The following is a 24,911-nucleotide window of genomic DNA, read 5'->3' on the forward strand; positions in this document are numbered from 1 at the left end:
CCCACCCCAACCCCTCCCTTGTCAGGGAGGGGAGTTCGTCAGGCACACTCATTCGACGTTGTGAAAGAACCCGCCGAGGCTACCCGAACTCAGCCGTGTAGGAAAATATTCACGATATTCGGCCAGCTTCCCTTCAAAGACAGAGGGCGACGGCAACAATGATCGCATCGATCACCAACGACCAAGTGACCGCCAACCCGACACGATCGTCCTCGCGCGTGGCGGGGACGCGGTTTTGCGATGTGTTCCAGTCGGCGGCCGTTGACAAAACCGGGCTGGCAGCGGGATTGCCCGGCCGGCACGAACCGCAAATCGCCGCTGCCGGGGATGCCGAAAGTGCGCGGCTGAATGAGGCGGTCGCCGCGTTCAAGAAGGAAATATCGATGACCCCGGCCGAGCGGGTGCGCCGCGACGTGCTGAAATCGATGGACCTGACCGAGGAAGCGATCAAGGAACTGTCGCCCAAGGATCGGGTCGAGGTCGAGCAAAAGGTGGCAATAGAAGTCGCGCGACGGATGAAGATCATGGACGGACGGAGCGCGTCTCCAGTGGCCTCGATATCAGGTTGATCCGGACGCGACGTAGCTTTTCGCCATTGTCGTAACGCTCCTGCTGTCATCGGGTCGCCCTCACCCTTCCCACCCGGCTTCGCCGGGCGGCCCATTCCCTCTCCCGGCGGGAGAGGGAGGGAGCGGCGTAGCCGCGGAAGGGTGAGGCTGACGATTGCGTGCGAAGCGATTGTCACGGTCCCCGGTTGACGCTCGAAGATCAAAACCCATATGGCCCGCTCGAAATGCTGCATCGCAGCAAGGAGCGTGCCCGTGACCCCGACCCGTAACCCTGCTCTTGTCCACCTTGCGCTAGCGCTCGGCGGTTTTGCGATCGGGACCACCGAATTCGCGACGATGAGCCTTGTGCCGTTCTTCGCGCCGGGCCTCGGCATCGACGAACCGACCGCCGGGCATGTCATCAGCGCCTATGCGCTGGGCGTCGTGGTCGGTGCGCCGCTGCTGGCCGTGCTGACCGCGCGGATGGCCCGGCGGACGGTGTTGATCGCGCTGATGGCGTGTTTCGGCATCGCCAATGCGGCGAGCGCGCTGGCCCCGACCTATGAAGCGATGCTGGTCGCGCGGTTCTTTAGCGGGTTGCCGCATGGCGCCTATTTCGGGATCGCGGCGCTGGTCGCGGCATCGCTGGTCCCGGCCGAGAAGCGGACGCAGGCAGTTGGGCGCGTCATGCTCGGACTGACGACGGCGACGATCGTCGGTGTGCCGCTGGCCAATGCGCTGGGGCAGGCGATCGGGTGGCGCTGGGGCTTCGGGGTCGTGGCGGTGCTTGCGGCGGCGACGATGGCGATGGTCGCGTGGCTCGCCCCGCGCGATCGGCCCGACCGCTCGGCCAGCCCGCTTGCCGAATTGAGCGTGCTGCGCTCGGGCCAGTTGTGGCTGACGCTCGGCATCGGCGCGATCGGCTTTGGCGGCATGTTCGCGGTGTATACCTATCTTGCCTCGACGCTGATCGAGGTGACCGGCGCCGGTGCAGCGATGGTGCCGGTGGTGTTGGCCGTGTTCGGCATCGGCATGACCATCGGCAATCTGATCGTGCCGCGTTTCGCCGACCGGGCGCTTATGCCGACCGCCGGGGCGCTGCTGCTGTGGAGCGCGGCGACGCTGGCGCTGTATCCGCTGGCGGCGGGGCGGCTGTGGTCGATGCTGGTGATCGTGTTCCTGATCGGCATCGGCGGGGCGCTGGGCACCGTGCTCCAGACGCGGTTGATGGATATTGCCGAACGGGGCCAGAGCCTTGCCGCGTCGCTCAACCATTCGGCGTTCAACACCGCCAATGCGATCGGGCCATGGGCCGGCGGACTGGCGATCGCCGCCGGTTATGGCTGGACCTCGACCGGGGTGGTCGGGGCCGGGCTGGCGCTGGGCGGGTTTGCGATCTGGGTCTTGGCGGTGATGGCCGGGGCACCGGTTCGGGTGCAGGCGACGGCTTAACAGGAAGTTGGTTCACGCGAAGGCGCGAAGACGCGAAGGGGTTGTGTTCCGGGTAGACGCTTCGCGATCGGGAGACGTTGCGCGACGGGCTACCAGCCATTGAAGCCGCTGGCGCGGGTGACCGGTGCGGAAAGCGAAACCGCCTCCGCGCCTCCGCGTGAACTCATTCTTCTTTGCGCCTTCGCGCCTTCGCGTGACTCAACCTTCTTGCAAAGAAGGGGGACGCCGGTGGACGCCCCCCTCCACCATCCTGCGGATGATGCCCCTCCCCGTGCCGGGAAGGATTTTACTTCTTCTCTGGCACGACGGCCATCGACCAGTCCTTCGACGGGACCAGATATTTCGCGGCCAGCGCCTGCAACTCCTCGGGCGTGGTGCCGCGGATGTCGTTGATGATGCCGGGGATCGCTGCCAGCCGCCCGGGATCGCGGGTCCCGCCCTGCGTCTGGTTCATCCAGAACATGTTGCCGCTCGACATGCGGGCGATCAGCTGGATCACCGGCAGCTTGGCGCGGTCGAGTTCGTCCGCCGGCACCGGCGTCTTGACCAGATCGGCGGCGAGTTCGCGCGCCAAGTCGAAGAAGAAGCCGGTGCGGTCGGGCGGCACCATGCCGATCGCCATGATCCGCCCGCCACCCGGCAGGCCGACCGGCCAGTTATTGTCGACGTTGGGCGAGTAGCTGACCCCCGCCTGACTGCGCAGCCGGTCGAGCAGCCGGTCGCGGAACACCGCGGCCAGCACCTCCAGCTTGCGGCTTTCGGTCAGGCCCGCGCTGCCGCCACCGGTCGGCCATGCGATCGCCGCCGCCGCCTGGTTGGGCTGGCCGCCATGGGTGCGCGTCGCCGGTTGTGCGACATGCGCGGGGAAGCGGACCGGCGGCGGCGGGGTGGCATCCGCCGTCCGCTTCGCCATAGCGCCGATCGTCGCCGCGACCGCATCGATCGCCGCCTGTTGGGTCACGTCGCCGAACACCTGCACCTCGACCGGACCGGTGGCGAGCAGCGGCGCCCAGAACGCCTTGAAGCTGGCCGGGGTCAGCGCCTCGATATCCTTGCGGTCGGGGCTGACCCAGCGCGCGTCGCCGGCGTGGAGCAGTCCTTCGAGGTCGCGGCCCATGACGCCATCGGGCGAAGCGCCCAGCGCATCGTAACTCGCCAGCATCACCGCCCGCGCCCGCGCCACGGGCTTGGGGTCCCATGCCGGCGATTGCAGCTTGGCCGCGATCAGCTTCAACTGATCAATCAGGTCGGCGGCGGTGGTGGTCCCGGCCATGATGAAGGCGTCGTCGTCGATGCCGAACGACAATCCGATCTGCCGCCCGCCGGTCAGCCGATCGAGTTCCTCCTGCCCCAGCACGCCCTTCGGCGTCTGGATGCCCGATGCGACCAGCGCGAGATCGGCGGCGAAGGCCGGGGTGCGGCGGTCGGTCGGCAGCGCGTTCAGCCCCCGGCCGAAGCGGACCCGGACATAGACCTTGCCCGTCTCCGATTCATTGGGGAACAGCAGCAGCGACGATCCATTGGCGAAATCGACGCGCTCGACCGGCGGATCGGCCAGCGCCATGCTGCGCGTGGTGATCGTGCCGGGCTTGCCGAGCGGCGCCAGCCGGTCGAAGCCGATCGCCGCCTGTCCGCTGCGCTTGGTGGCGGTGCCGGCGACCTTTTCGGTCAGCGCGGCGGTCAGCTTCGCCTGCGTCGTCGGATCGGGGGTACGGGTGTTGACCAGCGCGCGGGTCGCGGTGCCCTCGAACACCTTCTTCGTCGCCGCCTGGACGCGGGCGGGGGTGAAGAACTTCTTCGTCACCGCCCCTTCGAAGATGCGCAGCGACGTCTCCGGCCCCGCCACCGTCTCGCGGATATCGGTCGCGGCGATCAGATTGTCGGCGAGCAGCGCGCCCGCCGTCACCGGCGCGGTGCGGACCTCGTTTTCCATGCCGGCGCGGATCTCGGCGACCTCGCGGTCGATCTCGGCCTGGGTCGGCGGGGTGCGGATCGCATCGGCGATCGCCTGCCGCACGTCGCGCAGCGCCGCCGCCCAGTCATCACCCAGCGGCAGGATTGATACCTGCGTGATGTTCGCCGAGCGCGATACGTCGTCCAGATTGGCCCCGGCGGAAATGAAGCTCCCTCCGCCCCGCGCCCGACTCTCCAGCCGCCGGTTGAGTATCCGCAACCCGATCTGGTCCACCATCCGCTCCTGATTAAACAGGATCGTGTCGTCACCGACCGTCCACGGCCGCAGGACCGCCATCTGCAACAGCGTCGGGATGGTCGGTTCGCTGACCGTCGCCGCGACCGGTTCATTCGCCTTGGGCGATCCGAATTTTGGGTCTGCGGGTGTCGGACCAGTCCCGGCCCATGCCGAAAAATGCTTCTTCACCATCGCTTCGAGGATCGCCGGATCGGCGTCGCCCGCGATGACGATGATCGCGCGGTCGGGGCGATACCAGCGGTCGTGGAACGCCTTGACGCTGGCGGCGGTCGCGGCTTGCAGCGTGTCGACATTGCCGATCGGCGATCGGTCCGCAAGCGGCTGTCCGGCGAAGAACAGCGCGCGGGTCGCATCGCCCAAGCGCACCTGCGGCCCGGGCTGTTCGCGCTGTTCGGACAGGACGACCGGGCGTTCGGCGTCGAGCGCCGCCTGGCTGAGCGTCGGTTCGGTCATCATGCCAGACAGGATCTTCATGCTCTCATCAAGGCCGGCGGGTGTTGCGGAGGGCAGGTCGAGCTTGTAGACGGTTTGCGTAAAGCTGGTCGATGCGTTGCTGTCCGACCCGAAGGTGACGCCCAGACGCTGCCAGACGCGCTTCGACTCCCCATCGGGAACATGCACCGAACCGCGGAACGATAAATGCTCGATCAGGTGGGCGAAGCCGCGTTCGCTATCGGTTTCCATCAGCGATCCCGCGCCGATCGCGACGCGGATCGCGATCTGCCCCGGCGGTACGCCATTCTTGCGCACCGCATATTTCAGACCGTTGGACAGTACCCCATAGGTCCAGGACCGGTCGGGCGGAATGTCGCTGCCCTTGAACAGCCATGGCGTGTCCGGCCCCTGCGCCACCGGTTCGAGCGGCGGGAGTTGGCGGACGGGGGCCGGCGATGCGGGCGGGGTCTGCGCAGCAAGCGGCGCGGCGATCAGGGCCAGGGTCGAAAACGCGCCCGTGGCCAAGCGGAACGGAAATGCCATGCGCCAAGGTGTAGCGTCGTTGCAACGCCCCGACCAGTATCGACAAACGACGTGAAATATAAAGCTGTCCGGGTTCCGCCGTTCAGCGTCCGCTCAGTTTCGGTATCAGCGGTCCTCGCGACGCAGATACAGGTAGGAATCGTCGAATTCGGCGATCGCCTGCAATCCCGGCAGGTCGGTGATCGTCACGCGCCGCCCGCGAAAATCCATCAGGCCACGCTCCCGCAGGTCGCGCAGCGTCCGGTTGACGTGCACCGGAGTCAGCCCGGTGCAATCGGACAGATCGGCCTGCGTCAGCGGCAGTCCGAAACCGTCATCATCGGCCTGCCCGATCAATCCCAGCCGGACGCGCAATTCGCAGATCAGGTGCGCGATACGCTGGATCGCGCTGCGCCGGCCGAGCGACAATTCCCATTCGCGGTGGATCGCGGCATCGAGCGCGGTCAGGAACCAGTAGACGCGCGCCAGATGCGGATGCTGTTCGGTAATGTCCTTCAGCTTCGCATGCGGGACCAGCACGACCCGGCACGGCGTGAGGGTCATGACATTATGGTCGAGCTGCTTCAGCGAGAAGCTGTGCAGGTCGAGGAAGTCGCCGGCGACATGCAGTTCGGTGATCTGCCGATCACCGCCTGGCAAATCCTTGTACCGGCACATTAATCCTTCCAGCAACAGCGTACTGGAATGCAGGCGTTCGCCGGCGCGGATGCAGGTATGCTGCGTCGGCAGCGAGCGCACCTCCCCCAGCGAGTCACGGATCACCCGTTCCTCCTCCACCGAAATCGTGTCGCGCGCGCGCAATTTCGCCAGATGCGTCTCGATCACGGGTGCCTTCCCCTCTTGCAGTTGCCGGCTCGTACAGGAGCGTAACGATCGAGGCAACGCGCCGCGCTTCCCCATCAACGGAGCGTTTCCATGTCCTGCCCTTGATCCCTTGTCCGCCGGACGCCAAATGGGCGCCATGTTGATCGAGACCGAATCCACGCCCAATCCGGCGACGCTGAAGTTCCTGCCCGGGCAGGTCGTGATGGACGCGGGCACCCGCGATTTCGCCAGCCCCGAAGAGGCCGAGGCATCGCCGCTCGCGACGCAGTTGTTCGCGCTGGGCGATGTGGTCGGCGTCTTCTTCGGCCGCGACTTCGTGTCGGTGACCAAGGCGCCGGGTAGCGAATGGGCCGACCTGAAGCCCGATGTGCTGGCGTTGATGCTTGATCATTTCGGCGGACGCATGCCGTTGTTCAACCCGACCGGGAGCGCGGGCTTTTCGGTACCGGCCGAAGAGGCGAGCTTTACCGACGATCCCGCCGATGCCGATATCGTCGAACAGATCAAGGAACTGATCGAGACCCGCGTCCGCCCGGCGGTCGCCAATGACGGCGGCGACATCGTCTATCGCGGCTTCGACCAGGGCAAGGTCTATCTGCAGCTGCAAGGAGCCTGTTCCGGTTGCCCATCGTCGAGTGCGACGCTCAAGAACGGGATCGAGCAACTGCTCAAATATTATGTTCCCGAAGTCACGGAGGTTCGTGCAGTCTAATGGCCAAGCTCGACGATCAGGCGCTCGATACCCTGTTCCGCAGCGCGCGGACCTTCAATCATTATACCGACCGGCCGGTGACCGACGCCGATCTTCAGGATATCTGGGACCTGATGAAATGGGGTCCGACCAGCGCCAATCAGCTGCCCGCACGCATCCTGTGGTGCAGCTCGGCAGAGGCCAAGGAAAAGCTGGCGGCATGTGCTACCGGCACGAACCCGGACAAGATCCGCGCCGCGCCGGTCACGGCGATCATCGGCATGGATACCGAGTTTCACCAGTATCTGCCGGAACTGTTCCCGCATGCCGACGCCAAATCGTGGTTCGACGGCAATGCCGAGTTGCGGCAGGCGTCGGCATTCCGCAATTCGTCGTTGCAGGGTGCCTATCTGATCCTCGCCGCGCGCGCGCTGGGACTGGATACCGGACCGATGTCGGGGTTCGATGCCGGCGCGGTCGACAAGGCGTTCTTTGCCGACACGCCATCGGTACATGCCAATTTCATCACGACGCTCGGCTATGGCGACAGGAACACATTGCACCCGCGGTCGCCCCGGCCCGATTTCGCGAAGTTCAACCGGGTCGTCTGACGCGTACGTGCGGACGCTCGTAATCGAAACCGCCACTGCCGCCTGTTCGGTGGCATTGATCGAGGATGGCGCGGTGATCGCGCGCGACCATGTCGTGGTCGGGCGCGGCCATGCCGAACGACTGGTGCCGATGATTGCCGGGCTACCCGGCCACGGCCGCGCCGATAAGATCCTCGTCGATTGCGGGCCGGGCAGTTTCACGGGCGTCCGCGTCGGGCTGGCGGCGGCGCGCGGACTCGGCATCGGTTGGGGCGTGCCGGTGCATGGCTATTCGTCGCTGGCATCGATCGCCGCCGCCGCATTGGCCGAACAGCCCGGCGATGCGATCGTCGCGGTGCTCGACGGCGGCCATGGCGAGGTGTTCCAGCAGGGATTCGACGGAGCGCTGATCGCCGATGGCCCCGCCATCTCCCGCAAACCGGACGATGCCGTTGCCGCGTTGCAGGGCCGGCGCGTGGTCGGTCAGGGCCTTGCCCGGTTGCGGACGATCGACCCCGCCCTGCCCGCCTGCGACCGCCTGCCGGATGCTGCCGATGCGATATTGCTGAGCGCCGAACAGCGCGGCTTGCCCCCCGCCCCGCTCTATGGCCGGGCGCCCGATGCAGTGCCGAGCGTACGCGCATGAGCGACGTGCGGAGCGCCATCGCGCTGGCGACGGGCAGCGTCGCCGATGTCGACGCGGTCGACCGGGTGATGCAGGCGGCGTTCGACCCGCGCTTCGGCGAGGCATGGACGGCCTCGCAATGCCTCGGCATGCTGTCGCTGCCGGGGGTCTGGCTGACGCTGGCGCAGGATGCGGACGGCCTGGCGGGTTTCGCGCTGACGCGGACGGTCGCCGACGACGCCGAATTGCTGTTGCTCGCGGTTCTGCCCGACCGGCGCGGCTGCGGGATCGGGCGGGCGCTGCTGCAACGCGCGGTTGCCGAAGCGCGGTCGCGGGGTGCTGTGCGCGTCTGTCTGGAGATGCGCGCCGGGAACGATGCAACGCGGTTATATGTCGGCGAAGGCTTCGTCAAATGCGGCGAACGTCGCAACTATTATGGCGGTCGCAGCGGCGAACGGTTTGACGCCCATACCTATGTCCGATCGCTTTCCGACCCCGTTCCGGCGAAAATGTAACAGAGGCTGAATGACGTCGGCGATATTCTAAAAAAGTCGGGAATATTGTTGCACCGCCTCCATTCTGGTCCGATATCAGGCGGGAACCGCTCGGGCGGTTGAGTAAAGAGGGAATAGAATGGACATCCACGCGGAGCGCGACGACACGCTCATTGCCCTGACCGCGGACATCGTGGCGGCGCATGTCGGGAATAATCATGTCGATGTCGGCGATATCGCCGTCCTGATCCGCAGCGTACACGACGCCTTGAACGACCTGGGCACGCCGGCCGAACCCGTCGCCCCGCCCGCCGAACCGGCGGTGCCGGTGCGCGCGTCGGTGAAGCCCGACTTCATCGTCTGTCTGGAGGATGGACGGAAGCTCAAGATGCTCAAGCGTCACCTGATGACGCATTACAATCTTACGCCCGAACAATATCGCGCCAAATGGAACCTGCCCGCCGATTATCCGATGGTCGCGCCCAACTATGCCGAACAGCGCCGGACGCTGGCCAAGAAGATCGGCCTGGGCACGCAGCGGCGTACACGCTGATCGCGAGGGGGCGCGTCGGGTCGGACCGATGGCCGTCCCTTTCGCCACTTAGCGGCTTTCGCTCGGCGGCGGGGCGCGTTAGTGTCGGCCCACCTTCTCTGGACGTACAGGACCGCATGCCCCGCAAGATCGACCTCGAAGCACTTTGCCAACAAAAAGGGCTGCGCATCACCGAACAGCGCCGCGTTATCGCACGCGTGCTGTCCGAAGCCGACGACCATCCCGATGTCGAGAAGGTGTATGAGCGCGCATCGGCGATCGATCCGGGCATTTCGATCGCAACCGTGTATCGCACCGTGCGTCTGTTCGAAGAGGCCGGCATTCTCGACCGTCATGATTTCGGCGATGGTCGTGCCCGCTACGAACCCGCACCCGAAGCGCATCATGATCACCTGATCGATGTCGAGAGCGGCCGCGTGATCGAATTCGTCGATCCCGAACTGGAACTGCTGCAGAAGCAGATTGCCGAGCGGCTCGGCTTCCGCCTCGTCGACCACCGTATGGAACTCTACGGCGTCAGCCTCGAACGCAAGGGCTGAGGCGATGCCGCTCGGCGCGCGCCTGCGGTTGACGGCGCGTGCGGCGGCGATGCTTGCGACGCTGCTGATTTACCTGATGCTGCATGGCAGTTGGCGGCTGTTCCGGTTGCGTTCGCCTTGGCCGCCGCGCTTTCTCGGCGCATTGGCCCGCGCGGTCGGGGTGCGGACGACGGTGGTCGGCACGCCGGTCGTGCGCGACGTGCTGTACCTCGCCAACCACCAGAGCTGGATCGACATCCTCGCCATCGCCGGGGCCAGCGGCAGCGCGTTCGTCGCCAAGGGAGAGTTGCGCGATGCGCCGCTGGTCGGATGGCTGTGCACGCTCAACCACACGCTGTTCGTCGATCGTGGCGACCGGCTGGGGGTGGCGCGGCAGATCGATACGCTGCGGCAGGCGCTGCTCGCCGATCATCCGGTGACGGTGTTCCCGGAGGGGACGACGGCACGGCCGGGCGAATTGCTGCCGTTCAAGGCGGCGCTGCTCGGTGCGATCGATCCGCCGCCGCCGGGCTTGCGGGTGCAACCGGTCTATCTCGACTATGGCGATGCGCAGGAAGTCGCGTGGATCGGCGACGAACCTGGCACGGCGAACGCCGCGCGCGTCCTGGCGCGGCGGGGGCGGATCGGGCTGACGATCCATTTCCTGCCGCCGTTCGATCCGGCAGGCATGGGGCGCAAGGCGGTGGCGGCGCGGGCGCGGGCGGCGATTCTGGCAGCGATGGGGTAAAAGGGCGTCCTTCCCTGGCAGGGAGGGGTTGGGGTGGGTCGGCCGGGGGCGACCGGCACCGCCCGACAAGCAGCCTACCCACCCCCGCCCCTCCCTTGTCAGCGAGGGGAGACGCCAAGCCTATTCGCTGAATTCCCCCACCGTCACCCGGCGTCCGAGCAGGAACGCATCGTTGACGTGGACGAAGGGCGACAGGTCGACATCGCTGATCCGGTCGCGCAGGCATTCGGCGAAGCGGCGATACAGGCGCGCATATTCGGGTTCATCGCCGACATCGACCGCGACGCCGTCGACCGCCATTTTCGACGCACCCATCGACAGCTTCAGATGACCGTTATCGGTTTCGACGTCGATGTCCCACGTCTGCGGCCCGGTCTGGTCGAAGTCGAATTCGACGCGCACCGGCACCCCGGCGGTGTCGGTAAAGTCGAGATCGGCAGCGATCGGCGCGTCGCGGTTCGACGGGAAGCGCAGTTCGGCCGTATCGAGCAGCAGCGGGCGCGGCAGGATGCGGGTGATGACCGACAGCGCGTTGATGCCCGGATCGAACACGCCGATGCCCGGTTCCCAGATCCATGCCTGCCCCGGATGCCAGACGCGGACGTCTTCCTTCCAGTTGACCGCGACCCGTTGGATATTGCGTTCGGCCAGCCATGCGCGGGCCGGTTCGACGGCGGCGGCCTCGCGCGAATGCCAGGTCGCGAACAACAGCTTGCCGGCGGCGTCCGCGGCTTTCGCGAACGCTTGCGCTTCGGACAGGGTCGCGGCGGGCGGCTTTTCGATCATGACGTCGAGGCCGTGGTCGAGCGCCTGTTGGATCAGGTTCAGCCGTCCGCGCGGCGGGGTGCAGATCGAAATCGCCTGCACATCTGGCAGCGCCGCCATCATCTCGGCGATGGTCTTGAACCCGGGCACGCCGTCGGGGGCGCTATGGCCGGTTACGGCGGCGACCAGTTCGAAATCGGGGCTGGCGGCAATGTGCGGGATATGCTGGTCGCGCGCGATCTTGCCGATACCGGCCAACGCGATGCGGGTCGGGGCGTTAGCCAACGTCGCTCTCTCCTGATAGGTTATTAGTCCGACATATCGAGCGGACCGCAGCCTTGCAACCGGGCTTGGCTCAGATTCCGCCGGTCACCGGTTCGCGTCCGGCCGCGCGCAACCGCTCGGCGAGATCGGCGATACAGGCTTCGACCACCGCTGCATCGGTCGCACGCACGACGAAGTTGGCGCCGGTGCGGCCTTCGCGAAAGAATGGGTAGCTGCCGATCGCCACGCCGTCATGCGCGCGCTCGACATCGCGCAGGAGTTCGGCGACCTCGCTTTCGCCCACCCAGCAGCCCAGCGTCGCCGACACGACCGGCAACCCGCCTTCCAGCGTACCGGTCAGGCTGTCGAGCATCGCCGCAGCGATATGCGGCACGCCCGCCATGATGAAGATATTGCCGATGCGGATGCCCGGCGCGCCCGACATGCGGTTCTCGATCAGCTCGCCGCCCTCCGGCATCCGCGCCATGCGCAACCGTGCGTCGGTCAGCCCGCCGCGCGTCTCGTAATAGGTTTCGAGAATCGCGCGCGCCTTGGGATGGACGATGACCGGCACGCCGAGGGCCGCCGCAATCGAATCGACAGTGATGTCGTCATGGGTCGGGCCGATGCCGCCGGTGGTGAAAACGTAATCGTTGCGGACGCGCAGGATATTGACCGCCTCGCCGATCGCATCCTCGACGTCGGCGACGACGCGGACCTCGCCCAGTCGGATACCCTGCACGTTCAGCCAGCTGGCGAGCTGCGCGATATTCCTGTCCTGCGTCCGGCCGGACAGGATTTCGTCACCGATGACGATCAATGCGGCGGTCCAGATGCGGTCGGTCATGCGCGCGGACATAGCGTGGGCGTCCGCCCTCGCCTAGCACCACTTCCTGCCTTATATGCGGGGCATGACCGAATATCAGACCGTCACCACCGACATGCCGCTGGCCCGGACCGGCGCGATCAAGCTGCACGATGCCGCCGGGTTCGAAGGAATGCGCCGCGCCGGGCGGCTGGCCGCGCATATCCTCGACGAAATCACGCCGCATGTCGTGCCCGGCGTCACCACCGCCGAGCTGGATAGGATCATCTATGGCCTGATGCGCGAGGGCGGCGCGGTGCCGGCCACGCTTGGCTATCGCGGCTATGCGCATTCGACCTGCATCTCGATCAACCATGTCGTGTGCCATGGCATTCCGTCGGACCGGACGCTGAAGGACGGCGACATCGCCAATATCGACGTCACGCCGCTTCTCGACGGCTGGCATGGCGACAGCAGCCGCACCTATCTGGTCGGCAATGTGCCCATCAAGGCGCGCAAGCTGGTCGATGTGACCTATGAATGCCTGATGATCGGCATTGAACAGGCGAAGCCTGGCAACCGGATGGGCGATGTCGCGAACGCGATCCAGCGCCATGCCGAGGCGCATCGCTATGGCGTGGTCCGCGATTTCTGCGGCCATGGCCTCGGCCGGTTGTTCCACGATGCGCCGGAGGTGATCCATGCCGGTCGTCCGGGCACCGGGCCGGAGCTGCGGCCGGGCATGTTCTTCACCATCGAGCCGATGATCAACATTGGCCGGCCGGACGTGAAGATGCTCGACGATGGCTGGACGGCGGTGACGCGCGACCGGTCGCTGTCGGCGCAGTTCGAACATTCGATCGGCATCACCGAGGATGGCTGCGAGATTTTCACGTTGAGCCCGAAGGGGTTCACGAAACCGCCCTACCTCTAAATCCTCCCTGTACCGGGGAGAAATTTCTGCCCAAAAATCCAGCACGCTGCCCCTTCTGCGGGCAATATCGACACTCCCGACCAAATCCCCGATGATCGTATCCGAGGCGAATCGCCGGTTGGCATAATATTTGTTTAACGGGACGTACGCGGCCACACCGGCCGATGTCCGAGGGGATCGGCAAGGCGCATGAAGAAGATCGAGGCCATCATCAAGCCGTTCAAGCTGGATGAGGTGAAGGAGGCGCTGCACGAAGTCGGCGTAAGCGGCATCACCGTGACCGAGGCCAAGGGTTTCGGCCGGCAGAAGGGCCATACCGAACTGTATCGCGGCGCCGAATATGTCGTCGACTTCCTGCCCAAGGTGAAGCTGGAAGTCGTGGTCGAGGACGGCCTGGCCGAACGCGTGGTCGAGGCTATCGCGGCGGCGGCGCAGACCGGCCGCATCGGTGACGGAAAGATTTTCGTCATTCCGGTAGAGACCGCCTTGCGCATCCGCACCGGTGAGCGCAACGACGACGCGATCTGACGCAACGCAGCAAAGTTTCGAATCGAGGGGCGTTCCGGCACGAATGATTGCGCCGGAATGCGGGGTTTAATCAGAAAGGGCAGTTTTCGATGGCTACTACCGCCAGCACCATCCTGAAGCGTATCGAGCAGGAAGAGATCGAGTGGATCGACCTGCGCTTCACCGATCCCAAGGGCAAGTGGCAGCATTTGACCATGGTCGCGTCGATCCTGACGGATGACGAATTGACCGACGGCCTGATGTTCGACGGTTCGTCGATCGAGGGCTGGAAGGCGATCAACGAGTCCGACATGGTGCTCAAGCCCGATCTGGACGCGGTCTATACCGATCCGTTCTCGGCCACCCCGATGCTGGTCATCTTCTGCGACGTGGTCGAGCCGTCGACCGGCGAACTCTATGCCCGCGACCCGCGTTCGACCGCGAAGCGCGCCGAGGCGTATCTGAAGACCACCGGCATCGGCGACACCGTCTATGTCGGCCCGGAAGCCGAATTCTTCATGTTCGACGACGTCCGGTTCGAAAACAGCTATTCGACCAGCTATTACAAGATCGACGATATCGAACTGCCGGGCAATTCGGGCCGCGAATATGAAGCCGGCAACATGGGCCACCGCCCGCGTGCCAAGGGCGGCTATTTCCCCGTCGCGCCGGTCGACAGCGCCGTCGACATCCGTGGCGAGATGGTCAGCACCATGCTCGAAATGGGCCTGCCCTGCGACAAGCATCACCACGAAGTGGCCGCCGCGCAGCACGAACTGGGCCTGACCTTCGGCACGCTGACCACGACCGCCGATCGCATGCAGATCTACAAGTATGTCGTGCATCAGGTCGCCCATGCCTATGGCAAGACCGCGACCTTCATGCCGAAGCCGATCAAGGAAGATAACGGCTCGGGGATGCACACCCACTTCTCGATCTGGAACGGCGGGTCGCCGCTGTTCGCCGGCGACGGCTATGCCGGCCTGTCGGACATGTGCCTGTATTTTATCGGCGGCATCATCAAGCATGCCAAGTCGGTGAACGCCTTCACCAACCCGACGACCAACAGCTACAAGCGGCTGGTCCCGGGCTATGAAGCGCCGGTGCTGCTCGCCTATTCGGCGCGCAACCGTTCGGCGTCGTGCCGTATCCCGTACGGCACGGGTCCGAAGTCGAAGCGTGTCGAAGTCCGCTTCCCCGACGCCATGGCCAACCCGTATCTAGCCTATGCGGCGCTGATGATGGCCGGCCTCGACGGCATTCAGAACAAGATCCATCCGGGCGAAGCGATGGACAAGAACCTGTACGACCTGCCGCCAGCAGAACTCGCGCAGGTCCCGACGGTGTGCGGTAGCTTGCGCGAAGCGCTCGACAGCCTCGAAGCCGATATGGACTATCTGCTGAAGGGCGACGTGTTCTCGAAGGATCAGATCGAAGCCTATATCGAGATCAAGCGCGGCGAAGTGGCGCGGTGGGAAATGACCCCGAGCCCGGTCGAATATGATATGTACTACAGCGCGTAAGGCGCGGCGACGACCGCGCCGGTGCGCCCAGCGGGCGCATCCGCGCTGTCGGCGGGCCTCGCGCCGAGCGAGGATCGACGACGTGGCTTCGCCACGTCGCGCTCTGGTTGAGAGAAAGGCGTCTGGAGCGATCCCGGCGCCTTCTTCTTTGTCGGCGAGGTTGACCTTACCGGAACCGACGGATGGCGCGGTGAGAGTTTGCCGGCAACCGCTGACGGATCATCCTCACCCTTCCGCGGCTGCGCCGCTCCCTCCCTCTCCCACCAGGAGAGGGAACGACGCCGCAGGCGGCGAAGGGTAAGGGCGACCTCGTCCGATCGAAAGCGATCAGAGGCGCGCGACGGGGATCGGGACGGTACGTTCAGCCGCCGTCGACACCATCATTTGCCGCAACTGACCAACCTGCCACAGAAACGTCACATCCGCGTGCCTTACCCATCGCGCAAACCCGCCAGCAGGACCAGCCCGCATGACCATCCTTCTCGACCGCCGGACATTGCTGAGCGGGTTCGCCGTCGGGGCCGCCGGGCTGAGCGTACCGCCGGCCGCCGCGGCGCGCGAGAAGCAGCCGAAAAGCGCGACCTTCGCCGTCCTCGGTGACTGGGGTCGCGATACGCCCGAACAGCATCATGTCGCCGCCGCCATGGGGCGGGCGGCAGCGGCGGCGCGGAGCGACTTCGTACTGGCGATCGGCGACAATTTCTACAGCGACGGCGTGACATCGGTCGACGATCCGCTGTGGCAGTCGGTGTTCGAGGGGGTCTATACCCACCCGGCGTTGCAGGTGCCGTGGTATGCCCTGCTCGGCAATCACGACTATCGCGGCAATCCGCAGGCGCAGCTCGATTATGCGGCGCGCAGCAAGCGGTGGCGGATGCCGGCGCGCTATTATCAGGTCGCCGATGCGGCGCTGGTCCGCGCCGATGCCGATCTGTTCGCGATCGATACTTCACCCTTCGTCGAACGCTATCGCACCAACGATGGCCCGATCGGCAGCAACACCCGGTCGCAGGATACGAAGGCGCAGCTGGCATGGCTCGACCATGCACTGTCGCAGTCGCGCGCCAAATGGAAGCTGGTCACCGGCCATCATCCGATCCGGTCGGGCGGCAGCGGCCATGGCGACCAGCCGGAAATCATCGCGCAGGTGCTGCCGATCCTGAACCGGCATGGCGTGCAGGCCTATATCGCCGGACACGACCATGATCTGCAGCATATCCGCCGCGACGGCATCGATATGATCCAGTGTGGCGGTGGCATGGAGGCACGGCCGGTATCGCCGGTCGAGGGCACGCGCTTCTGCCGGGCGGCGGCGGGGTTCGGAATGGTGCGGGTGGCTGGCAACCTGTTGTCGTTCGACCTGCGCGATGAGGCGGGCAAGAGCCTGTATAGCGCCGCAGTCCCGGTGCGCGCTGTGGCCTGAACCGGCCAAAGTTCACGAAGTTCACACTTGCGCGCGGTTTGTGCGGATGTTGCTTTTCGTCCGGATGTGCCCACCCCTCCGTTTGCTTCGAGCGGCTTCGAGCGAAGTCGAGAAGCGTCTGTCGAGAAGGTGTTGGCGGGGCTGAACGTCTCAAAGAGCGCTGGTATCCTGACCGGTTCATAGCGTGTAGGAAAGCTACGTTCCGCTTCGGGATGGCAGTTCTCGACAGACGCTTCTCGACAAGCTCGAAGCTGCTCAAACCGAACGGGTTTGCTTGGGGAGAAATCCCCGTCAATAATCCCGCGAGATGCGGACGTTGGTGCTCTGGCGGCCGAGCGTCGAGATCGACGCCAAGAGCGACAGCCAGCGGGTCACCTGGAACTCGATGCGGGTGGCGGAATAGCCCTGCCCGTCGGTGACGATTTCGGCATAGAAGCGCCGCGTCAGATATTTGCCGGCCGCGACCGACGTGCCCTGCCCGGTCTGCGGATCGGCGGCGAGGATGCGCAGGCGGTCGAGGCCGGCGGCGCGGCGGACGGCGTTGATCGGGTTCAGGCCACCTTCGCCATTCTGGAGCGCGGCGACGGCGGCGGCGAGTTGCAGCGCTTCCGGCGCCGACAGGTTGGTGATCGAGGTGCCGAAGAGCAGCCGCGACAGCAATTCGTCCTCGGGCAGCGCGGGCACGCTCTGGAAACTGATTTCCGGGCGGGTGGCGGTGCCGGCGACGCGGATCGTCGCGTTCAACCCCTGCGTATCGGCGGCGGCGACGATGTCGAGTGCGGGATCGGCGGGGCTTTCGCCGTTGAAGCGCAGGGCGCCACGATCGACGCGGAATTCGCGGCCGGCGAATTCGTAATCGCCGCGCACCAGATCGGCGCGGCCGTTGATGATCGGGTTGGTCGGCTCGCCGGTGATGGCGAGGTCGGCGGACCATTCGCTGGTCAGGCCAAGGCCGGTGACGATCAGGCCTCCCGGTGCACGTGCTTTCAGGTCGAGCTTCCACGGCACGACGGCGGCGGCGGTTTCGTCGTCGCCATCAGGACGGTTGATCTCGCGAATGTTCAGGCGCGGCAGCGGCGCGGTGGCGGTGGCGCGGCCGAGGCGATAGCGGCTGCCGTCCATCCGCACCTGTCCGGAGATGGTGCCGCCCGCGCCATCGCTGCGGATCGCGATCGGGCCGGTGACGGTCGCGCCGATCGAATCGGTATTGATGAGCCGCGCGCGATCGGCGTTGAGCGACAGGTCGATGCCGAAGCCGCGCACCGACGCGAATTCGAACGCACCGTTGCCGGTCACCCGCCCCTGTCGCCCGTCACCGGCAGCGAAGCGATCGATCACCAGCCGCGACCCGTCGAAGCGGCCCTGTGCCTCGACACCGGTCAGCACCGTGCCGGTGATCGCGCTTTCGATGCGGGCACCGCTGGAGCGGACAACGCCGCGAATGCGCGGGTCGGCAAGGCGGCCGGAAACGTCGGCACCAACCGCGACCGGCCCGGACAGATCGAACAATTCGATGCCGGTCAACCGCCATAGCGTATCGGCGGGGCCGCCATAGCGAAGCTGAGCGACCAACGGGGCGTTGGCGATGCGCGTGGCGAGGTCGCCCTGCCCCAGCGGCGCCAGCCGGGCCTGGGCGCGGCCGATCGTCTTGCCGCCGCTGGCCATCACCGCGCGCACGCCGGCGCGATTGGCGTCGAGCACGGCGGCGATGCCGACATCGATTGGTGTCGACGACAGTACCAGCCCTGATCGGCTGAGGCCGCGCACGGTCATGTCGACGCGGCCGCTGGGCGTATCGCCGTTAAGCGCATAGGCGATCTTGCCCGACGCGGTGCCGCCAAGGCCCAGCCCCGGATAGCCGATGTCGAGCACCGCCAGCGGCATGCGCGCGACATCGAGGGTCAGTTCGCTGGCGGTCGCGCCGAACGCGCCGCCGACCGTGGCGGTGCCGCCGGCGAAGCTGAAGCGGGTCGGGGCAAGGCGCCAGCCCTCCCCTTCGCGGCGCAGGACCGCCGGGGTTTCGAGTTTGAGCGGGCGGCGGTCGAGCGTACCTTCGGCGGTGATGGTGTAGCTATCGGTGGCGACCTGCGTCACGCTCTGGATCGAGAAGGCACGGCCGCGCGATCCGGCGATGGCGACGCGGACTTCGCCAACGCCGTCGACCAGCTTCGCACTGCCGGCGAGGCGCGCGATCGACAATTGGCCGCGCCGGAACCCCTGCGCGCTGACGGTCGCGTCGAGGGTCGTGCCGCTGTCTGCCAGCACGATCCCCGCCTCCAGCCGCCCGCGCCGGACCATGCCGGCGGCGCCCAGCCGGGCGCGGGTCGCGTCGAGCGCGATATCGATGCGCTGGTCGCTGCCCTGCGGACGGAAAGCGATGGTGCCGGCGATGCCGCCGCCATCGACGTTCAGTTGCCCGAGGAAGCCGTCCTCGACGATGTCGATGGCGCCGTTCGCGCGGGTACCGCTGACCTCCAGTTCGTCGACGGCGATCCGCGCGGTGCCGCCGCTCGGCAACAGGATGCGGCCATTGGCGGTGAACGGCCCCAGCCGCGATCCGCCGGCGGCGCGATAGGCGAAGCCTTCGGGCGTCGGGTCGAGATGGGCGACGACGTGGGCGAGGCCGAGGGTGGCGTTGGGCGACGCAAAACGCAGGTCGAGGGTCGGTTTCGAGATATTGCCGTCGAGGACGAGCTGAACGGGACCATAGGTCGCCTGCCGCCCGCTCCCTTCGAAATGAAAGGTGCCGTCGCGGCGGCGATAGCCGTTGCCGGCCAGCGTCAGGCCGGGCGAGGTGAGCCGCAGGCCGCGCAGATACAGGATGCCGTCATTGCCGCGCTCCAGACCGGTTTCGATGCGCGGCAACCCTTGGGTCAGCGAACGGAAGAAGCCGTTGTCGAGCCGGCGGACCTGCGCCAGTCCGCGTCCTACGATGCGGGTGCCGCCGCCGGGGATCGGCACGGCGGTCAGGCGGGTCTGGACGTCGACCAGCCCGAGACCGGGGATCAGATAGCGTTGCAGCGCGCCGCTGATCCCGACCTCGTAGCGGCCGGTCGCCAGATCGAGCGTCAGCATGATCCGGCCGTTGAGCTTGTCCGAGCGGACGATCAGGTCGTTGCCGACCAGCGTGCGCGTGCCGACCGCGAGCTTGCCCGCGACCGACAGGTTGCGCAGGATGCCACCGGCGACATCGCCGACCCCGGTGACCCGCGCCGCCGCCAGCCGGATGGGGACGATCACCGGCGCCTTCGAAAAGCGCCCCTGCCCGGCGGCTACGACCGCTTCGAACCCGGTCTGGTCGAAGGCGAGCCGGGCGGCGCGCAGGCGATAGTCGAAACGCGCGGTCGCGAATTCGCCGTCGAGGATCGCGCGCAGTTCGATATCGCGACCGGTCATGTTGGGGAACAGCGCGGCCGGGCGCAGCAGGCGGGCGCGCAGCCGCAGGTCGCGAAAGGCGCTGATGCCGAGGTCGACGATGCCGTCCGCCTCCAGCGCCAGCGCCGGGCTGCGCAGAGCGAGGACGCCGTCGATCTGGCGATTGGCGAAGGTCGCGCTGCCGGTGACGCGGAGCTGCGGCGCAGTCAGGCGTTGCAGCTTGCCCTGCAACAGCGCCGAGGGCGCGAGCGTGCCGCCCAGCGTATAGCGACCGGCGCGGACGCCCAGCGTCAGGTCGAGGATGCGGGCGCGACCGGCATCGGCGACGGCGCGGCCGTCCCAAGCCGACCAGCGGCCATCGCCCGAGACCTCAACCGCCAAAGGCCGGCGGATGCCACTGGCGGTTGCGAGCAGGCCGTCGACGACACCCCGCGCGCGCAGATCGATATCGAACCGGTCGCGATCGGGTTCGGCATCGAGGCGCAGGCGGAGCCGGTCGCTATTGGCGATATCGAGCGCGAGGTCGACCAGCGCCCGGCCCGAGCGGATATCCGCCTGTCCGGCAAGGCGCCCGATACGAGCGGTGCCGGTCACCGCCTTGGCCAGTTCGAGCCGCTCGACGCTCAACCGGCCGATGCGGATGTCGAAGCCGGGGAGGATCGGCCCCTTGCGTCCGGTCGGGGCGGGTTGCGGCAGTTTGGCGAGGATCGCGCGCGGAATGGTCAGGCTGGTGATCGCCAGTCGGTTCGACCAGAACTCCCAAGGCCGCCAGTCGAGATCCGCGACCGGCGCGCGCAGTACCAATCCCTTGGGATCGTAGATTCGCACGTCGATCAGGCGGGCGCGGGTGTAGATCGATCCGTCGATGCGGCCGATGCGATAGCGCATGCCGTTGGCGGGTTTGAGCGTGGCGATCTTGTTCGCGATCAGCCGGTGGCCGGGGCCGGTATCGATGACGACCAGCAGCCCGGCGATGGCGATGACGATCGCCGCCACAAGCTGCGCGAGGCGGCGGCCCCAGCCGATCCGGCGCTTGGGCGCAGGTACGGTGTCGGCGGGCGCTTCGGTCAAAAGGCCTGCCCCAGCGAGACATAGACGGCGACGCGCGGGTCGCCGCGCTGCGGATTGATCGGGGTGCCGACGTCGACGCGGATCGGGCCGAAATTGCTGTAATAGCGCACGCCGATGCCGGTGCCGAAACGCATGCCGGTGAAGCGCGGCAGCGTCGAGGTATAGATGTTGCCCGCGTCGAGGAACGGCACGACCCCGAAATTGCCGAAGGCGCGAACGCGCGCCTCCAGCGAAAACTCGGCGAGGCTGCGGCCGCCGATCGGATCGTTGTTGGGATCGCGCGGGCCGATATCCTGAAACCCGTAGCCGCGCACCGATGCGCCGCCGCCGGCATAGAAACGCCGCGACGGCGCGACCGCATCGCGCGGCGCGCCGAGGATCGAGCCGATGCGGGTCCGTCCGGCCAGCACGACCCGGTCGGTGATGGGACGATAGACGCTCGCGTCGATCTGTGCGCGGGTATAGCCGAACACCTGCCCCTGCAGCGACAATTCGGGGCTGATCCGCCCGCCTAGGCGGAAGCCTTTCGTCGGGTTGAGCAGATCGTCGGAACCGTCGTAATTCAGGCTGCTGGGCAGCGCGCCGATGAAATAGGTGCGGCGGCGCGGTTCGCCGGTGGCGACGATCACGTCGCGTTCGTCGGTAGCGACCAGTTCGCCGCCGAGCGACCAGGTCCACGTCTTTTGAAAAAAGATATTGGTCTGCCGCTCCAGCCCGGCCGACAGCGAAACGGTGTTCGCTTCGAAGGCGTTGCGGACCAGATGGGTCGCGGCAACCTGCGCGGTCAGCACGCGGTCGCGGCCATGGAAATTATTGCGGCGGAACGTCACCGCCGCGACCTGTTCGAGCGTGCCGAGCACGCCGCGCAGCGTCAGCGCCCCTTCGGGCGGGAACAGGTTGCGGTGGGTCCAGCTCGCCTCGACCCGCGCCCCTTCGCCAGTGCCATAGCCGATTTCGCCGGCGATGGTGCGCGGCGGGGCGGGTTCCATGGCGAGGTCCAGGTCGACGGTGCCTGGCGTCGCTCCCTCGACCGGGGTCAGGCGGACTTGGGAGACGAGGCTGGTCTGGACGATGGCGCGACGGAGATCGTCGACCAGCGTCGAATCGTACGTCTCGCCGGGTTTGAAGCGGGCGATATCCTGCGCATGGTCGCCGTCGAAGATGCGGTTGGGCGCCGTGACGATCCGGCCGAAGCGACGCTCGCCCCCCGGCGCCACCGAGATGTCGAGCGTCGCGGTGCGGGTGGCGTGGTCGACGGTGATCTCCGGCTCGCCGACCTTGGCGAAGGGAAAGCCTTCGCGGCCGATCGTCTGGGTCAGCTTGTCCTGCGCGGCGACGACGCTGTCACCCTGTACCGGGGTTTCGGGCTTGATCGGGAAGGCGTCGCGCAATTCCGGTGCCTTGTCGCCCGCCGCGGCGACGCCGGGGGTGCGGACCTGTGCGAAGCGGTAGAGCTGACCCGGTTCGACCTCGAGATAGACGATCAGCCGGTCGCCTTCGGGGCGGACGCTGGTTGCAATGCGGGCGTCGAAATAGCCTTCGTTGCGGAGCAGTTCGTCGAGCAGGCGGGCGTCCTCGCGCGCGCGGCGGTCGATCTGCGCGGCGTTGGCAGGTTCGCCTTCATTGGCGCGTAGTGTGGAGAGTTCGTTGAACCGCTGTCGGAACAGGTCGGTATTGATGCTGTCGATGCCGGTGATGCGGTAATTGTAGCGCAGTTCACCGCCGGTGCGCTGCGGCCCGGCGGTCGCATCGGGATCGGCGGGCGCGGTCGACAGGTCGGGCCAGGCGACGCCGATATCGGGCAGGTCGGCCAACGGCGCATTGGGATCGAGCGGTGTTTCCTGCGCGAACGCCGCCGTGCCCGCGAAAGCGAGCCATCCGGCGCTCAACAGCACGGCAAGCCGGCAGCTCGACATGGCAATGGTCCTAGCGGAGCAGCACCGCCCCCGCCAAGGGCCAAGGTCAGTGAATCGTACCCCAAACGCCCGGCCGTGCGAGCAAATTGACGAGCCGCGCCACCTGTCGCCAGCGGCAGAACTGGATGACGTTTTCGTTGTCGCGGGCATCGGCAGCGCGCGAGACGGCCTCGTCAGCGGCGCGGGGGCCGAAATCGGAGATCAGCTCATGCGCCGTCGCCAGATCGGAAGCATCGGAAATATAGGGCGGCAGGGCGATCGAATCGAGCATGGCCGCCCTTGTAACACGGTTCGTGCCGGAACCGTACCGACCGCCTTTGCCGCGGGAGACGATGGTTACCGCCTGCGCGGTGATCCCGTTTCGGGACGGCGGCGCGTGCCGGGACGGCACGGGCGGGACGCGGTGGCGCGCGGGCGGCGCGTGTGGCAAAGGTCGGACATGAACAGACCTTCGCAAAGCCCCAAGGCCGGCGGGATGCCGATCGCGCTCGGCACGCTGGGCGGTGCCATCATCGGCGCGGTATTCGGCGAGGCGACGATCGGGTTGCTAGTGGGGCTGGCGCTAGGCATCGGAATTGCCGTGATAATCTGGCGACGCGACCGGGTCTGAAAGTTGGCGAAGTTGACACTGGGTCGACATCGGTCGGCGGCTTTATCGTTTATGCTGCAATAGGTTACACCTATCAGCGGACTTGGAAGTTGACACTTGGCGCCCCTCGCTTTCCGGCGCATCAACGAACGCGGCGACCTTCGCAAATGTGGGCGGTGTAGGACAGGCTATAGCGAGCGCGACAGCCAGACGACGCGGCCGATGATGTCGGGTCGGTCGGTCACCGCGATCGGCGGATAGGCGGGATTGTCGCTGACCAGTTCGATGCCGTCGCGGGTGCGGGCGAGGCGTTTGACCAGCAGCACATCGTCATGGCGCACGACATGGATCGCGCCCGACACGCCGCGCCGGTCGCCGCGGTCAACGAGGATCGCGTCGCCATCGGACAGCGTCGGCTGCATCGAATCGCCCGCGACGGTGATCATCGACGCGTTTTCGGGGCGGACCCGCAACTGCCGAAGCAAGGCGGCATCGATGCGGAGCGCACCATTGCCGCGATCATCCTCGACCAGCCCGCCCGGCCCGGCCGAGGCGGCGGCATCGATGCGTGGGATCGCGATCAGCGGATGGTCGGGCGGGCCGCCAAGAACCGATTCGGCGACGCCGAGATAGCGAGCGAGCGTCGCCCGGTCCCGCTCTGCCAACCGTCGCGGCGAACCGCGTTCGATATATTGCTGAAGATAGGCAGGGTTACGCCCCAGTACCCGCGACAATTCGGCAAGGCTGACGCCGCGCTCTCCGGCCAGCCGCGCGATCGCGGTGCGAATATCGTCCGATTCCATGGCCCGATCCTAGCCATAGGATTTTTCCTAGACAAGTTGGATTTCAGGGAACAGATCATGAACACAGATTGAGTCGAAGGGGCAGACGGGAGGTATGGATGCATACGATTTTGCAGCGGATCAGCCAGCATTTGCAGGCTACGGGTACGCCGGAAACGCTGTTCGGGCGACGGGCGGCGGGCGATCCGCGACTGGTCGGCGACCTGCGCAACGGACGCCAGCCGCGTCCGCCGCTGATCGCGAAGATCGAGGCGTATATCGACGCGCAGGAGCGGCGGCATTGAGCCGGGGGCCAGATCCGGCGACGCTGCTGGAACGACGGTTGCGGATCGCGGCGGAGGCGGCGGGGGTCGCGGTGACGGTCGGCGAGTCGGACTGGACCCGATGGGCAAGCGCGACCTTTGTCGGGGCGCGGCATCGCCTGACGCTCGGCGGGTCGGGCGTGGCGTTCGATGCGTGGGTCGCTGGATTGGCCGATGCGGAATTGCCGTTGCGCGGGCATCTGGTCGCCGATGTCGCGGTGGTGGCGCGGACGGGGGATGCGGTGGTGGTGGAGGTGCTGACGGTCGAGGAGCGGTGAGGGTCGGGTACAGCGCGGCCCCCTCGCCCCGATAAGGGGAGAGGGATGCGCAGACTTGATGTTTGCTTACAGCAAACGCCTAGTCGGAGCTGGGAGAGGGGTAGCGCTCGCTGGGCGAGCGC

Annotated in this window: 24 protein-coding genes; 16 read left to right on the forward strand and 8 right to left on the reverse strand. The window is 66.7% G+C overall.

Annotation, left to right across the window (positions count from 1 at the left end; all coding sequences use genetic code 11):
* Nucleotides 1-158: 158 nt before the first annotated feature.
* Nucleotides 159-569 (forward strand): hypothetical protein, encoded by a 411-nt coding sequence (locus ASE59_RS07215; protein ID WP_056454357.1) that lies wholly within the window; start codon nt 159-161, stop codon nt 567-569.
* A 210-nt stretch (nt 570-779) separates the two neighbouring features.
* Nucleotides 780-2,000 (forward strand): MFS transporter, encoded by a 1,221-nt coding sequence (locus ASE59_RS07220; RefSeq protein WP_056454359.1) that lies wholly within the window; start codon nt 780-782, stop codon nt 1,998-2,000.
* A gap of 286 nt (nt 2,001-2,286) precedes the next feature.
* On the opposite strand, the gene ASE59_RS07225 is transcribed toward ASE59_RS07220, so the two are convergent.
* Together ASE59_RS07225 and ASE59_RS07230 are read right to left on the reverse strand one after the other, a co-directional pair.
* Nucleotides 2,287-5,190: a M16 family metallopeptidase gene (locus ASE59_RS07225; protein ID WP_082458156.1), complete on the reverse strand. Its 2,904-nt coding sequence runs from the start codon at nt 5,188-5,190 to the stop codon at nt 2,287-2,289.
* A 105-nt stretch (nt 5,191-5,295) separates the two neighbouring features.
* Nucleotides 5,296-6,015 (reverse strand): Crp/Fnr family transcriptional regulator, encoded by a 720-nt coding sequence (locus tag ASE59_RS07230; protein ID WP_056454362.1) that lies wholly within the window; start codon nt 6,013-6,015, stop codon nt 5,296-5,298.
* Between the two features lie 136 nt (nt 6,016-6,151).
* Between ASE59_RS07230 and ASE59_RS07235 the strand changes: the two genes are divergently transcribed.
* From ASE59_RS07235 to ASE59_RS07265, 7 genes are all read left to right on the forward strand, one after another.
* Nucleotides 6,152-6,727 (forward strand): NifU family protein, encoded by a 576-nt coding sequence (locus tag ASE59_RS07235; RefSeq protein WP_056454845.1) that lies wholly within the window; start codon nt 6,152-6,154, stop codon nt 6,725-6,727.
* Nucleotides 6,727-7,317 (forward strand): malonic semialdehyde reductase, encoded by a 591-nt coding sequence (locus ASE59_RS07240; protein WP_056454365.1) that lies wholly within the window; start codon nt 6,727-6,729, stop codon nt 7,315-7,317. The genes ASE59_RS07235 and ASE59_RS07240 overlap by 1 nt, the downstream gene beginning before the upstream one ends.
* A gap of 7 nt (nt 7,318-7,324) precedes the next feature.
* On the forward strand, nt 7,325-7,942 hold the full coding sequence (gene tsaB / locus ASE59_RS07245; protein WP_056454368.1) for a tRNA (adenosine(37)-N6)-threonylcarbamoyltransferase complex dimerization subunit type 1 TsaB: 618 nt from the start codon (nt 7,325-7,327) through the stop codon (nt 7,940-7,942).
* On the forward strand, nt 7,939-8,436 hold the full coding sequence (locus ASE59_RS07250; protein ID WP_056454372.1) for a GNAT family N-acetyltransferase: 498 nt from the start codon (nt 7,939-7,941) through the stop codon (nt 8,434-8,436). The genes tsaB and ASE59_RS07250 overlap by 4 nt, the downstream gene beginning before the upstream one ends.
* Before the next feature lie 118 nt (nt 8,437-8,554).
* A complete protein-coding gene (locus tag ASE59_RS07255) occupies nt 8,555-8,968 on the forward strand; it encodes a MucR family transcriptional regulator (RefSeq protein WP_056454375.1) in 414 nt (137 codons plus the stop codon).
* Nucleotides 8,969-9,084: 116 nt separating this feature from the next.
* Nucleotides 9,085-9,507 carry a Fur family transcriptional regulator gene (locus ASE59_RS07260; protein ID WP_056004519.1) on the forward strand — a complete coding sequence of 141 codons (423 nt, stop codon included), beginning with the start codon at nt 9,085-9,087 and terminating at the stop codon, nt 9,505-9,507.
* A 4-nt stretch (nt 9,508-9,511) separates the two neighbouring features.
* Nucleotides 9,512-10,234, forward strand: coding sequence for a lysophospholipid acyltransferase family protein (locus tag ASE59_RS07265; RefSeq protein ID WP_056454378.1), 723 nt, complete (start codon nt 9,512-9,514; stop codon nt 10,232-10,234).
* 120 nt (nt 10,235-10,354) lie between these two features.
* Here the strand turns inward: ASE59_RS07265 and ASE59_RS07270 are convergent, their stop codons facing one another.
* Both ASE59_RS07270 and ASE59_RS07275 read right to left on the reverse strand, forming a co-directional pair.
* On the reverse strand, nt 10,355-11,284 hold the full coding sequence (locus ASE59_RS07270) for a Gfo/Idh/MocA family protein (protein ID WP_082458158.1): 930 nt from the start codon (nt 11,282-11,284) through the stop codon (nt 10,355-10,357).
* Nucleotides 11,285-11,354: 70 nt separating this feature from the next.
* A complete protein-coding gene (locus ASE59_RS07275) occupies nt 11,355-12,110 on the reverse strand; it encodes a competence/damage-inducible protein A (protein WP_056454850.1) in 756 nt (251 codons plus the stop codon).
* A gap of 64 nt (nt 12,111-12,174) precedes the next feature.
* Here ASE59_RS07275 and map point away from each other — a divergent pair, with 64 nt between their 5' ends.
* The 4 genes from map (at nt 12,175) to ASE59_RS07295 (ending at nt 16,455) form a co-directional block, all read left to right on the forward strand.
* Nucleotides 12,175-13,002: a type I methionyl aminopeptidase gene (map, locus tag ASE59_RS07280; RefSeq protein WP_056454381.1), complete on the forward strand. Its 828-nt coding sequence runs from the start codon at nt 12,175-12,177 to the stop codon at nt 13,000-13,002.
* Nucleotides 13,003-13,191: 189 nt separating this feature from the next.
* Nucleotides 13,192-13,530 (forward strand): P-II family nitrogen regulator, encoded by a 339-nt coding sequence (locus ASE59_RS07285; RefSeq protein WP_055759592.1) that lies wholly within the window; start codon nt 13,192-13,194, stop codon nt 13,528-13,530.
* Nucleotides 13,531-13,619: 89 nt separating this feature from the next.
* Nucleotides 13,620-15,032 carry a type I glutamate--ammonia ligase gene (gene glnA, locus ASE59_RS07290; RefSeq protein WP_056454384.1) on the forward strand — a complete coding sequence of 471 codons (1,413 nt, stop codon included), beginning with the start codon at nt 13,620-13,622 and terminating at the stop codon, nt 15,030-15,032.
* A gap of 469 nt (nt 15,033-15,501) precedes the next feature.
* A complete protein-coding gene (locus tag ASE59_RS07295; RefSeq protein ID WP_056454387.1) occupies nt 15,502-16,455 on the forward strand; it encodes a metallophosphoesterase in 954 nt (317 codons plus the stop codon).
* Nucleotides 16,456-16,746: 291 nt separating this feature from the next.
* On the opposite strand, the gene ASE59_RS07300 is transcribed toward ASE59_RS07295, so the two are convergent.
* The 3 genes from ASE59_RS07300 to ASE59_RS07310 are packed head-to-tail and all read right to left on the reverse strand — an operon-like array spanning nt 16,747 to nt 23,088.
* Nucleotides 16,747-20,901 (reverse strand): translocation/assembly module TamB domain-containing protein, encoded by a 4,155-nt coding sequence (locus ASE59_RS07300; RefSeq protein ID WP_156359941.1) that lies wholly within the window; start codon nt 20,899-20,901, stop codon nt 16,747-16,749.
* Complete coding sequence (locus tag ASE59_RS07305; RefSeq protein WP_082458159.1) at nt 20,898-22,817, reverse strand: autotransporter assembly complex protein TamA; 1,920 nt, start codon at nt 22,815-22,817, stop codon at nt 20,898-20,900. The genes ASE59_RS07300 and ASE59_RS07305 overlap by 4 nt, the downstream gene beginning before the upstream one ends.
* A gap of 46 nt (nt 22,818-22,863) precedes the next feature.
* Nucleotides 22,864-23,088: a hypothetical protein gene (locus ASE59_RS07310; protein WP_056454390.1), complete on the reverse strand. Its 225-nt coding sequence runs from the start codon at nt 23,086-23,088 to the stop codon at nt 22,864-22,866.
* Between the two features lie 168 nt (nt 23,089-23,256).
* Between ASE59_RS07310 and ASE59_RS20205 the strand changes: the two genes are divergently transcribed.
* Nucleotides 23,257-23,427 (forward strand): hypothetical protein, encoded by a 171-nt coding sequence (locus tag ASE59_RS20205; protein WP_200913182.1) that lies wholly within the window; start codon nt 23,257-23,259, stop codon nt 23,425-23,427.
* Nucleotides 23,428-23,594: 167 nt separating this feature from the next.
* Here ASE59_RS20205 and ASE59_RS07315 read toward each other — a convergent pair whose 3' ends face one another.
* Nucleotides 23,595-24,209 (reverse strand): helix-turn-helix transcriptional regulator, encoded by a 615-nt coding sequence (locus tag ASE59_RS07315; RefSeq protein ID WP_056454392.1) that lies wholly within the window; start codon nt 24,207-24,209, stop codon nt 23,595-23,597.
* Between the two features lie 98 nt (nt 24,210-24,307).
* Between ASE59_RS07315 and ASE59_RS07320 the strand changes: the two genes are divergently transcribed.
* Nucleotides 24,308-24,493 (forward strand): hypothetical protein, encoded by a 186-nt coding sequence (locus ASE59_RS07320; protein WP_056454395.1) that lies wholly within the window; start codon nt 24,308-24,310, stop codon nt 24,491-24,493.
* The gene (locus ASE59_RS07325) at nt 24,490-24,789 is read left to right on the forward strand and encodes a hypothetical protein (protein ID WP_056454398.1); all 300 of its coding nucleotides are present in this window, start codon (nt 24,490-24,492) and stop codon (nt 24,787-24,789) included. The genes ASE59_RS07320 and ASE59_RS07325 overlap by 4 nt, the downstream gene beginning before the upstream one ends.
* Nucleotides 24,790-24,911 lie beyond the last annotated feature (122 nt).

The organism is Sphingomonas sp. Leaf10, assembly GCF_001421245.1.
Classification (GTDB): domain Bacteria; phylum Pseudomonadota; class Alphaproteobacteria; order Sphingomonadales; family Sphingomonadaceae; genus Sphingomonas.

Excerpts from the sequence above, each read along its gene's own strand:
- ASE59_RS07305 (WP_082458159.1), bottom strand. The coding sequence starts at position 22,817 with ATGTCGAGCTGCCGGCTTGCCGTGCTGTTGAGCGCCGGATGGCTCGCT.
- ASE59_RS07285 (WP_055759592.1), top strand. The coding sequence starts at position 13,192 with ATGAAGAAGATCGAGGCCATCATCAAGCCGTTCAAGCTGGATGAGGTG.
- ASE59_RS07260 (WP_056004519.1), top strand. The coding sequence starts at position 9,085 with ATGCCCCGCAAGATCGACCTCGAAGCACTTTGCCAACAAAAAGGGCTG.
- ASE59_RS07220 (WP_056454359.1), top strand. The coding sequence starts at position 780 with ATGGCCCGCTCGAAATGCTGCATCGCAGCAAGGAGCGTGCCCGTGACC.
- ASE59_RS07295 (WP_056454387.1), top strand. The coding sequence starts at position 15,502 with ATGACCATCCTTCTCGACCGCCGGACATTGCTGAGCGGGTTCGCCGTC.
- glnA (WP_056454384.1), top strand. The coding sequence starts at position 13,620 with ATGGCTACTACCGCCAGCACCATCCTGAAGCGTATCGAGCAGGAAGAG.
- ASE59_RS07215 (WP_056454357.1), top strand. The coding sequence starts at position 159 with ATGATCGCATCGATCACCAACGACCAAGTGACCGCCAACCCGACACGA.
- ASE59_RS07240 (WP_056454365.1), top strand. The coding sequence starts at position 6,727 with ATGGCCAAGCTCGACGATCAGGCGCTCGATACCCTGTTCCGCAGCGCG.
- ASE59_RS07250 (WP_056454372.1), top strand. The coding sequence starts at position 7,939 with ATGAGCGACGTGCGGAGCGCCATCGCGCTGGCGACGGGCAGCGTCGCC.
- ASE59_RS07255 (WP_056454375.1), top strand. The coding sequence starts at position 8,555 with ATGGACATCCACGCGGAGCGCGACGACACGCTCATTGCCCTGACCGCG.
- map (WP_056454381.1), top strand. The coding sequence starts at position 12,175 with ATGACCGAATATCAGACCGTCACCACCGACATGCCGCTGGCCCGGACC.
- ASE59_RS07320 (WP_056454395.1), top strand. The coding sequence starts at position 24,308 with ATGCATACGATTTTGCAGCGGATCAGCCAGCATTTGCAGGCTACGGGT.
- ASE59_RS07265 (WP_056454378.1), top strand. The coding sequence starts at position 9,512 with ATGCCGCTCGGCGCGCGCCTGCGGTTGACGGCGCGTGCGGCGGCGATG.
- ASE59_RS07235 (WP_056454845.1), top strand. The coding sequence starts at position 6,152 with ATGTTGATCGAGACCGAATCCACGCCCAATCCGGCGACGCTGAAGTTC.
- ASE59_RS20205 (WP_200913182.1), top strand. The coding sequence starts at position 23,257 with ATGAACAGACCTTCGCAAAGCCCCAAGGCCGGCGGGATGCCGATCGCG.
- ASE59_RS07275 (WP_056454850.1), bottom strand. The coding sequence starts at position 12,110 with ATGACCGACCGCATCTGGACCGCCGCATTGATCGTCATCGGTGACGAA.
- ASE59_RS07315 (WP_056454392.1), bottom strand. The coding sequence starts at position 24,209 with ATGGAATCGGACGATATTCGCACCGCGATCGCGCGGCTGGCCGGAGAG.
- ASE59_RS07310 (WP_056454390.1), bottom strand. The coding sequence starts at position 23,088 with ATGCTCGATTCGATCGCCCTGCCGCCCTATATTTCCGATGCTTCCGAT.
- ASE59_RS07225 (WP_082458156.1), bottom strand. The coding sequence starts at position 5,190 with ATGGCATTTCCGTTCCGCTTGGCCACGGGCGCGTTTTCGACCCTGGCC.